This window comes from Bradyrhizobium sp. UFLA01-814, assembly GCF_046718885.1.
In the GTDB taxonomy this organism is placed as follows: domain Bacteria; phylum Pseudomonadota; class Alphaproteobacteria; order Rhizobiales; family Xanthobacteraceae; genus Bradyrhizobium; species Bradyrhizobium elkanii.
Genome location: NZ_JAQOSR010000262.1, coordinates 1 through 8555 on the forward strand (window position 1 = coordinate 1; position 8555 = coordinate 8555).

Here is an 8555-nt window from a genome sequence, read left to right on the forward strand (position 1 = left end):
GATCGAGCGCGTGGTCGAGACCGTCGCCGCGCTGGAGCCGACCTTCGGCGGCATCAACCTCGAGGACATCCGCGGACCTGAGTGCTTCGAGATCGAGGCGCAGCTCAAGGAGCGCATGAAGATTCCGGTCTTCCATGACGACCAGCACGGCACCGCCATCATCGTCGCCGCCGCGATCGTCAACGGGCTGTTGTTGAACGGCAAGCAACTGTCCGATGTGAAGATCGTCTGTTCGGGCGCGGGCGCGGCTGCGATCGCAACCCTCAATCTGCTGGTCTCGATGGGGGCGCAGCGCAAGAACATCTGGGTCTGCGACATCGACGGTGTGGTCTATGACGGCCGCAACACGACGATGGATCGCTGGAAGGCGGTCTATACCCAGAAGACCGACGCACGCGTGCTCGCCGACGTCATTCCGGGCGCGGACATTTTCATCGGCCTGTCGGCGCCGGGCGTGCTGAAGCCTGAAATGGTCAAGCAGATGGGCGACAAGCCGCTGGTGATGGCGCTTGCCAATCCGGTGCCGGAGATCATGCCGGATGAGGCGCGTCTGGCGCGTCCCGACGCGATGATCTGCACCGGACGGTCGGACTTCCCGAACCAGGTCAACAACGTGCTCTGCTTCCCCTTCATCTTCCGCGGCGCGCTCGATGTCGGCGCCACCGCGATCAACGAGGCGATGAAGCACGCCGCGGTGGATGCTATCGCGCAGCTCGCGCGCGATCCGCCGTCGGATGCGGTGGCCCATGGTTTCGAGAGCGGCGAGACCCAGGGGTTCGGCCCGGGCTCGCTGATCCCGAGCCCGTTCGATCCGCGCCTGATCCTGCGCATCGCGCCGGCGGTGGCCAAGGCCGCGATCGAGTCCGGCGTCGCGACCCGGCCGATCGCCAATTTCGACGAATACGCAGCCAATCTCGAACGCTTCGCCTTCCGCTCCGGCCTCACCATGAAGCCGGTGTTCGCCAAGGCGAAGACCCAGCCGGTGCGCGTGATCTACGCCGAAGGCGAGGACGAGCGCGTGCTGCGCGCGACGCAGGTGGTGCTCGAGGAAAAGCTGGCGCGGCCTATCCTGGTCGGCCGGCCGTCGGTGGTCGAGACCAGGATCAAGCGCTTCGGTCTGTCGATCAAGGCCGGCCGCGATTTCGACCTGATCAATCCCGAGGACGATCCGCGCTACCGTTCCTATGTGCAGTCCTATATCGACGTCGCCGGCCGGCGCGGCGTGACGCCGGAGGCCGCGCGGACCGTGGTCCGCACCAACAATACCGTGATCGCGGCGCTTGCGGTCTCGCGTGGCGAGGCCGACGCCATGCTGTGCGGCGTCGAGGGCCGCTACATGAGCCATCTGCGCCATGTCCGCGAGATCATCGGCTTCCTGCCGGGTGTCAGCGACTATGCCGCGCTGGCGCTGATGATTACCTCCACCGGCGCCCATTTCCTCGCCGATACCCAGGTGCGGCCGAACCCGAGCGCGGAGGAACTCGCTGAAGTGGCGTCGCTCGCGGCAATCCACGTCCAGCGCTTCGCCTTCAAGCCGAGGGTCGCCTTCGTGTCACATTCCGACTTCGGTAGCTATGACACGGATTCCTCGCGCAAGATGCGGCGGGCGACCCAGCTCCTGAAGGACAAACATCCGGAGATCGAGGCCGACGGCGAGATGCAGGGCGACACCGCGCTGTCGGCGGCGGCGCGGCGACTGGTGCTGCCGCAGTCGCGGCTGGAAGGCGAGGCCAACATCCTGATCATGCCGAACCTCGATGCCGCCAACATCGCCTACCAGATGATCAAATCGCTCGCCAACGCGTTGCCGGTGGGGCCGATCCTGATCGGTCCGGCCCGCCCCGCGCACATCCTCACCCCCGGCGTGACGGCGCGCGGCATCCTCAACATGACGGCGGTTGCCGCCGTCGAAGCCCAGGAGCGCGCCGGCCGCGCGCAGCCGACGCTGTTCGGCTGACGGCCGTTGTTTGAGCACGTTATGTTCGGAAAACCGCAGCGGTTTTCCGCATCGTGTTTGAACCGGGATGGATTCGATTTGATCGAGGCAGGCGGAGCGACCATAATCGCTTCGCCTGCTTCGTCCGATTTCCGCCATCCAGTGAGGCCGACCCATGCCAGCGTTCATCACCTTCGGGCGGATCCTGTTCGCCGTGCTGTTCCTGTATTCGGGAGCGAGCAAGCTGTTCGGCATCCAGGCGACGGCGGATCTGCTCGCGGCCAAGGTGACGATCCCGGCCGTGGTCGCGCCCTATACGCAGCAGATCGAAGCCGCCGTCGGCATGCCGTTCATGCAGCTGCTGGCGATCACGATCGGCGGTTTCGAGATCGTCGCGGGGCTGATGATCGCGGTGAACGTGCTGGCGCGGTTCTTCGCGATCCTCCTGATCATCTTCGTGTGCTTCGCCACCTTCTACTTTCATGATTTCTGGAATCAGCCGGCGCCCGACAACCTCAGGACGCTGATCGATGCGCTGAAGAACCTGTCGCTGATCGGCGCGCTGTTCATCATCGCCGGCTACGGCCGCGGCCCGCGCCGCGACGACCCGGCCTATGGGGACGTGTAGGACGCGGCAGCGTAGGATGGGTAGAGCGCAGCGAAACCCATCATCTTTGTGCCGAGCAATCGATGGGTTTCGCTTCGCTCTACCCATCCTACGGGCATTGCCGCTTTCAACCCACGCGCCGCCACGGCGTCACGCTGACATCATGCGCGGCGTCGATCAGTTCCGGCGCGCCGGCGTGCAGGCCGTGCGCTGAGAGTACCTGCTGCGGGGTGCGTGCAGGGACGCCGGGAAAGCACGGCTCGCCGTCGGGGATGCGCACCTTCGGCGCGACCGAGAGCCAGAACGTGTCGTAGCGGTCCATGAACATGCCGAACACGCCGGGGCCGCCGATGATCGCGACCATGCCCGAGGTCACGCCGGCCTCGCGGCTCGCGGTCTCGAACGGGCAGCCGGCGGGATTCCACAGCAGCGCCTTCGGATTATCGGGGTCGGGCGCGGTGGCCGCGACCTTGCTGGTCAGGATCAGGCGCCGCCGCTTCGGCGCGTTCGGCTGCTCTTCCTGGGAGTGACGGCCATGCACGACGAGGTCGGCGCGGTCGAGGGCCGCCGTGAAGAACCGCTTGTCGCCCTCAATCTTGAGGTCGTCGGGCATCACATTCCGCGCATTCGCCAGCCGGCCATCGGCGGAGACGATGACGAAGCCTTCGATACGCAGCGCACCCACCAGGATTGTCGCCGGCGCTATTGCTGATCGACGGTCGTGACGACGCTGTTCACCGGGCGCGAGCTTACGGTCGGCAGCTTGACGTCCTTGGCGAGCTCCTGCTCGTATTGCGGCAGCACCGTCACCGGGAACTTGGCGCGCATCGCGACCACCTTGTAGCCGCCGGCCTTGAGCTGCGTCAGTAGCGTGGGCAGGGCTTCCGCGGTGTGCTTCTGGAAGTCGTGCATCAGGATGATGCCCTTGCCGAGCTTGTTCACCTTCTTCATCACGGTGTCGATCACCTGCTGCGGCTTGCTCGCCTTGAAGTCGAAGGAGTCGAGGTCGCAGGAGAAGATCGCGATGTTGCGGTTGCCGAGATAGGTCACCATCTCCGGCGGATGCTGCAGCGCCGGGAAGCGGAAGAACGGCGAGGGTGAGGTCTCGAGCGCCCACTTGACCGCGGCGTAGCCGCGCTCGATCTCGTCCTTCTTCTGATCCTCGGTGAGCTTCTTGTTGTTCAGATTGGCGTGCGACCAGGTGTGAGCGCCGACCGTGTGGCCGGCGGCATAGACCTGCCGCAGGATTTCGGGGTGATAGGTCGCATGCTTGCCGATCGGGAAGAAGATGCCCGTGGTGCATTCATCCGCGAGCGCCTTCAGCACCGCCGGCGTGTTGCCCGGCCAGGGGCCGTCGTCGAAGGTCAGCACCACCTCATGGTCGCGCAGGAAGTCGAGCTGCTTGAAATGCTCGAAGCCGAAGCCGGGACCGCCGGTGGTGTCGATCTCGACCGTGCGGCCGACGCCGAGCGCGTTCGGATTGTTGCAGGCGGCGCGCGCCGGCTGCGGCGGTTGCTTCGGCGGAACCGGGGCTGCCGTTGCGGTTGCCTGTGGCGGGGCTGCGGCGGCGGGCGCGGGAGCCGCGGCCGCTGGTGCCGCGGTGGCGCCCTTGGCGGGCGGCGTCTGCGACCAAGCTGCGCTCGACGCGAGCAACGATACGGTCCCTGCGAAAATCAGACCTGTCGCAATGCGCATGGCGTGTTCCCTGCTGATCGCGCTCCCGGCGCCGGCAATGCCGCGACCGGGTCGCTTCGCCCCCCAACCGATCGTACCCTAGTCGCAGTGGCGACGCCAAGGCAATGAACGTGGCGAGCGCGTGTCCAAAATCCTCATCGGATCAGTTAATACCGGGGATTATCGCGATATCTCAGGCGGCCGCCAGTGCCCGTGCGATCCCGGTCTTGATGCGCGTGTCGTCGGGCGCAACCGACTCAGCGAAAACGTCGGCGATGTAGCCGTCGCGGCCGATCAGGTATTTGTGAAAATTCCAGCGCGGCACGTCCTTGGGCCGGGCCTCCGCCGCCCAGCGGTAGAACGGATGCGCGCTCGTTCCGCGGACGATTGCTTTCGCCGCGATCGGGAAGGTGACGCCATATTGATGCTGCGCAGTCTCCGCGATCTCGGTCGGGCCGCCGGGTTCCTGGCCGCCGAAATCATTGGAGGGGACGCCGACGATGACGAAGCCGCGATCGCGGAATTCGGTCCAGAGTTGCTGCAGGCCGGCATATTGCGGCGTGAAGCCACAAAGCGAGGCCGTGTTCACGATCATCAGGGGACGGCCGGCATAGTCGGCAAGTCTGATATCGCCGCCGCCGAGTGCCGGAAATGAGAAGGCGTAGGCGGTGATCCGGCTCATCGCGGGCTGCTCGGCATGCAGCGCACCGGATCCTGCGGCCGCGGCAAAGGCCGTCATGATCAATGTCCTGCGGTCCATCATGGTCTCGTCCCCGGAACAGATGTCGTGGACATCTTAATCCAGCGGGCCGGCTCAGGCTTTCAAGAAGGCGTTATGGGCGGTCCCAGTGGGTCGCCCGAACGGAGACCTCAGCGCAGCGGCAGGATGAAGTCGGTGCCTTCGCCGGTCTCGCCCTGGTTCACACCGAGGTCGGAGACGATGATCGATCCGCCGGTGCCGAGCGCTTCGCTGATCCGCGCCATCACGTCGGCCGGAATCGAGATGCGGTCGAGCGCCTCGGCCGGAGTGTTGGTCACCGGCTGCGGCTTGGCCTCGGCCACCGCTGCGGCCGCGACCTTGCGGCGATGCGAGGCGCGCTCCTCGACGTCGATGCGGCCAGCGTTGCGGGTCGGCAGCGTCACCACCGACCAGCGCAGCAGGTTCGTATCGGTCTTGTCGACTTGCGCGGTGAACACATGCGTGCCGAGCGGCCGGTCGCTCGCCGCAATCGTCACCGGCACCTCGAACAGCGGTGCGAAATTCTGCCGCACATAGAGCTTGGAATCCTTGCGGCTGATGAACACCGCGATCTGGCCGGCGCGCTTCGACACGTCGATCCTGGCGGTGCCCGGCAGCCGTGCCGGATCCTTCTTGGCGTCGGGCGTATCGGCTGCGGTCGCTGCGTCGGCGGGCTTGTCAGCGGCCTTCGATGCGTCGGTCTTCGATGCGTCGGTCTTGGGCGCCTCGGCAACGCCGGGCTTGGCGGCGTCCGCTTTGGGCTCGTCGGCTTTGGCCTCCGCCTTCACCGGATCGCTTGCGGAGACCTCGCTTTTTGGCGTGTCGGTGCTGGCGGTGGTTTCGCCGACCGTGTTGTCATTCGTGGTCGTATAGCTGTCGCGGGCGGCGGCGGAATTGGTCTCGGCCGGCTTGTCGGCGGCGGCCGTCTCGGGCTTGTCCGCTGCGAGCTTCTCCGCGATGGCGTCACGCGCTGCGGAAGAGGACGCATCGGACATTGTCACTGACGCACTCGCTGCCGGCATCGCGCTGCTGGCGTCGGCGGTGTGGGTGTTGTCGCGCAGCGACGCGGCGGCATGGCCGACGCTGCTGCGCAAGTCGAGACTGGACTGCTTGTCGGCGCCCTTGTCGCTCTTCACGCCGAGCGGCGCATCCATCTTCAGGATGTCGTCGGCGACCGGCTGCTGCGGGGCCACCTTCTGCGTCACCAGCAGCGGATGGGAGAAACTCTCCGGAGAAATCGTGCCGGGCGTGACGAACACGCGGGCGCCCATTCGCGTCCAGTTGTACATCTTGACCGCGAACGACATCGGCATGCGGATGCAGCCATGGGAGGCCGGATAGCCGGGCAGCACGCCGGCGTGCATGGCGATGCCCGACCAGGTGATGCGCTGCATATACGGCATCGGCGCGCCGCTGTAGATGTTGGACTGGTGATACTTCTGCTTCTGGATGACGCTGAAGACACCCATCGGGGTCGAGTGCCCCTTCATGCCCGTTGACACCGGGCTCTCGGCATAGAGGCCGTTGGCGTCGTAGAGGCTGACCCGCTGCTGGTCGATCGAGACCGAGATGATCAGGGGACCTTGCGGCTTGCTGCCGGCCTCCTTCTCGAGCGCCGGGTTCTTCTTGGCCGTGTTGCGCTTCGGCTTCTGCCGGTGCGGCTGTGGCATCGGCTCGTAGTCGCCGTAGAAGGCGGAGTCGCGGTTCCAGTAATAGAGCGCTGCATCGGCCTGTGTGGAGGCGGCGACGGTGCCGGCGGTCGTCAGAATTGCAAACTGCCAGAACCGCTCATTCGCAAGATCAAAAATCGAAATCCGCCGTCCACCTGCGCGCATATTCCGAATCCCAGTCCAAACTACCTGTTGGTTGTCGCAGACGCACAACGCGTTCACCAGCGCAAGCGTTCTAACCCTTCCGTGAGGGGCGAATTTTCGACGAAAGAGTAGCAAAAAAGCCTCACAAGAGGTTAAAGCGCGCGGTCCGATCACCGAACTGTCAGCGCCTTCCTGTGCGGCGTTTGCGCACTACATAGGCGGGACCCACCCCGCGGAGACCTCAATGACATCGAGATATGTGAGCTTGTGTGACCTGCGACGGTTGTCTCGCTGGGGGGGCGCAGTGCTGCTGATGTTGCTGGCTTTGGGGCAGGCACGTCCTGCGGCCGCGGCCGACGAGCCGGACCTGATCTTCCGCCGCTCCACCGTGTTCAAATGGGTGAGCCCCAACGACAAGCTCGCGACCTATGGCGTCGACGATCCCGAGGTCGAAGGCGTCGCCTGTCACTTCACGGTGCCGGAGAAAGGCGGCTTCAAGGGCTGGCTTGGCCTTGCCGAGGAAGTCTCCGATATCTCGCTGGCGTGCCGGCAGATCGGGCCGATCCGCTTCAAGACCAAGCTCGGGCAGGGCGACGACATGTTCAGCAAGCGCCGGTCGCTGTTCTTCAAGAAGATGCAGATCGTGCGCGGCTGCGACGCCAAGCGCAATGTGCTGGTCTACATGGTCTATTCGGACCGCCTGATCGAGGGCTCGCCAAAGAACTCGACGTCGTCGGTGCCGATCATGCCGTGGGGCGCGGCCGATGCCGCCGTGCAGAAGTGCGGCGAGTTCATTCAATAGCTGGAGCAGGGGCTTGGCGCAGGCGGCTGAGGCCGTGGGCGAGCTAGCGCTCGGTTTGCCCGAACTGCTTTGCGCTGATGCGAAGGCCCGGCTTGACCTTCGAGTCGCGGCAGCCGACAAGGCGGACCAGCTTCTGCGGCGCGCACTCATTGTCGCCCATGACGTAGGCGCCTTGCTGCGGCATCGCGGCCGTCATCTGCTGCTGGCCGGATTTGCTCGCCGCGGATTCATTGCCAACACCGATGTTGCCATTGCCCACGACTGACATCCTTCGTTGGATCGGGAGGGATTACGACAACGTGCCACCGCGAAGATGGTTGCACGGCGCCCAGATATGAGTCGGCCAAACCGCCGCCCGGTTCACCGCCGTACTTGCTGTGCTGCTTCCTCTCTCAGCAGAGGAAAGTTAACAAAGCGCGCTAGCTCGTTCAGTTTGCACGCATAATTGGCCGTCGCTCTGCCAGTGGCCGGGGACGGGCATTGTCGCGTGAAGTTTTCAACAGCCTTTCCAGGCACGCTTCTGCCGCTGAAATCATTGGTGTTTTCCGGCGAATGTTTCGTGGACCGCTGGTCGACGAAACAATTCCAGGTCCGACGAAACCATTTTCGGCTTGTTCCGCAGAACTCCGGAAACGGCAGATCGTTATCAGACCGTCACACAACGGCGCCGGATGCCGAGCGGAATAACGGAGACTGTCAGATGCGGACCATGAGCCTGATCCTCGCCTTCGCCTTTGTGATGGCCGGTTCGTCGATGGCAGGCTCCCCGGACAGCGGTTTGCCCGGAATCGGCACCTTCTCCTATAACGGCTCGCCGGTGGTCACTCCGGCCTCGATGGTGATGGCACAGGCTAACTGATCGCGACGCAAAAAATAGAACTGCCGGTAAAGGCTCCCCCATGGTGCTCCGTATCTGTTCCGCCGCCATCTTGGCATCGCTCGTCCTGATGGGCCCCTTTGCGGGCGCCGCGCAGGCCCAATCC

Annotated in this window: 9 protein-coding genes; 4 read left to right on the top strand and 5 right to left on the bottom strand. The window is 65.0% G+C overall.

The window, feature by feature from the left end; all coding sequences use genetic code 11:
- Positions 1-1957: NADP-dependent malic enzyme (locus PMN64_RS40610; RefSeq protein WP_411784805.1), on the top strand; the 1957-nt coding region annotated here is incomplete at its 5' end.
- A 154-nt stretch (positions 1958-2111) separates the two neighbouring features.
- A complete protein-coding gene (locus tag PMN64_RS40615) occupies positions 2112-2564 on the top strand; it encodes a DoxX family protein (RefSeq protein ID WP_028344830.1) in 453 nt (150 codons plus the stop codon).
- A 106-nt stretch (positions 2565-2670) separates the two neighbouring features.
- Here PMN64_RS40615 and PMN64_RS40620 read toward each other — a convergent pair whose 3' ends face one another.
- The 4 genes from PMN64_RS40620 to PMN64_RS40635 all read right to left on the bottom strand — a co-directional run bounded on the left by PMN64_RS40620 (position 2671) and on the right by PMN64_RS40635 (position 6791).
- Complete coding sequence (locus PMN64_RS40620; RefSeq protein WP_411784806.1) at positions 2671-3228, bottom strand: dihydrofolate reductase; 558 nt, start codon at positions 3226-3228, stop codon at positions 2671-2673.
- A 17-nt stretch (positions 3229-3245) separates the two neighbouring features.
- A complete protein-coding gene (locus PMN64_RS40625; protein ID WP_411784807.1) occupies positions 3246-4238 on the bottom strand; it encodes a polysaccharide deacetylase family protein in 993 nt (330 codons plus the stop codon).
- Positions 4239-4410: 172 nt separating this feature from the next.
- A complete protein-coding gene (locus tag PMN64_RS40630) occupies positions 4411-4980 on the bottom strand; it encodes a glutathione peroxidase (protein WP_411784808.1) in 570 nt (189 codons plus the stop codon).
- A gap of 107 nt (positions 4981-5087) precedes the next feature.
- Complete coding sequence (locus PMN64_RS40635; RefSeq protein ID WP_411784809.1) at positions 5088-6791, bottom strand: L,D-transpeptidase; 1704 nt, start codon at positions 6789-6791, stop codon at positions 5088-5090.
- A 223-nt stretch (positions 6792-7014) separates the two neighbouring features.
- Here PMN64_RS40635 and PMN64_RS40640 point away from each other — a divergent pair, with 223 nt between their 5' ends.
- Positions 7015-7572: a CreA family protein gene (locus PMN64_RS40640; protein ID WP_411784810.1), complete on the top strand. Its 558-nt coding sequence runs from the start codon at positions 7015-7017 to the stop codon at positions 7570-7572.
- Positions 7573-7615: 43 nt separating this feature from the next.
- Here PMN64_RS40640 and PMN64_RS40645 read toward each other — a convergent pair whose 3' ends face one another.
- The gene (locus PMN64_RS40645; protein WP_028344836.1) at positions 7616-7840 is read right to left on the bottom strand and encodes a hypothetical protein; all 225 of its coding nucleotides are present in this window, start codon (positions 7838-7840) and stop codon (positions 7616-7618) included.
- 219 nt (positions 7841-8059) lie between these two features.
- Between PMN64_RS40645 and PMN64_RS40650 the strand changes: the two genes are divergently transcribed.
- On the top strand, positions 8060-8431 hold the full coding sequence (locus tag PMN64_RS40650) for a hypothetical protein (protein ID WP_411784811.1): 372 nt from the start codon (positions 8060-8062) through the stop codon (positions 8429-8431).
- Positions 8432-8555 lie beyond the last annotated feature (124 nt).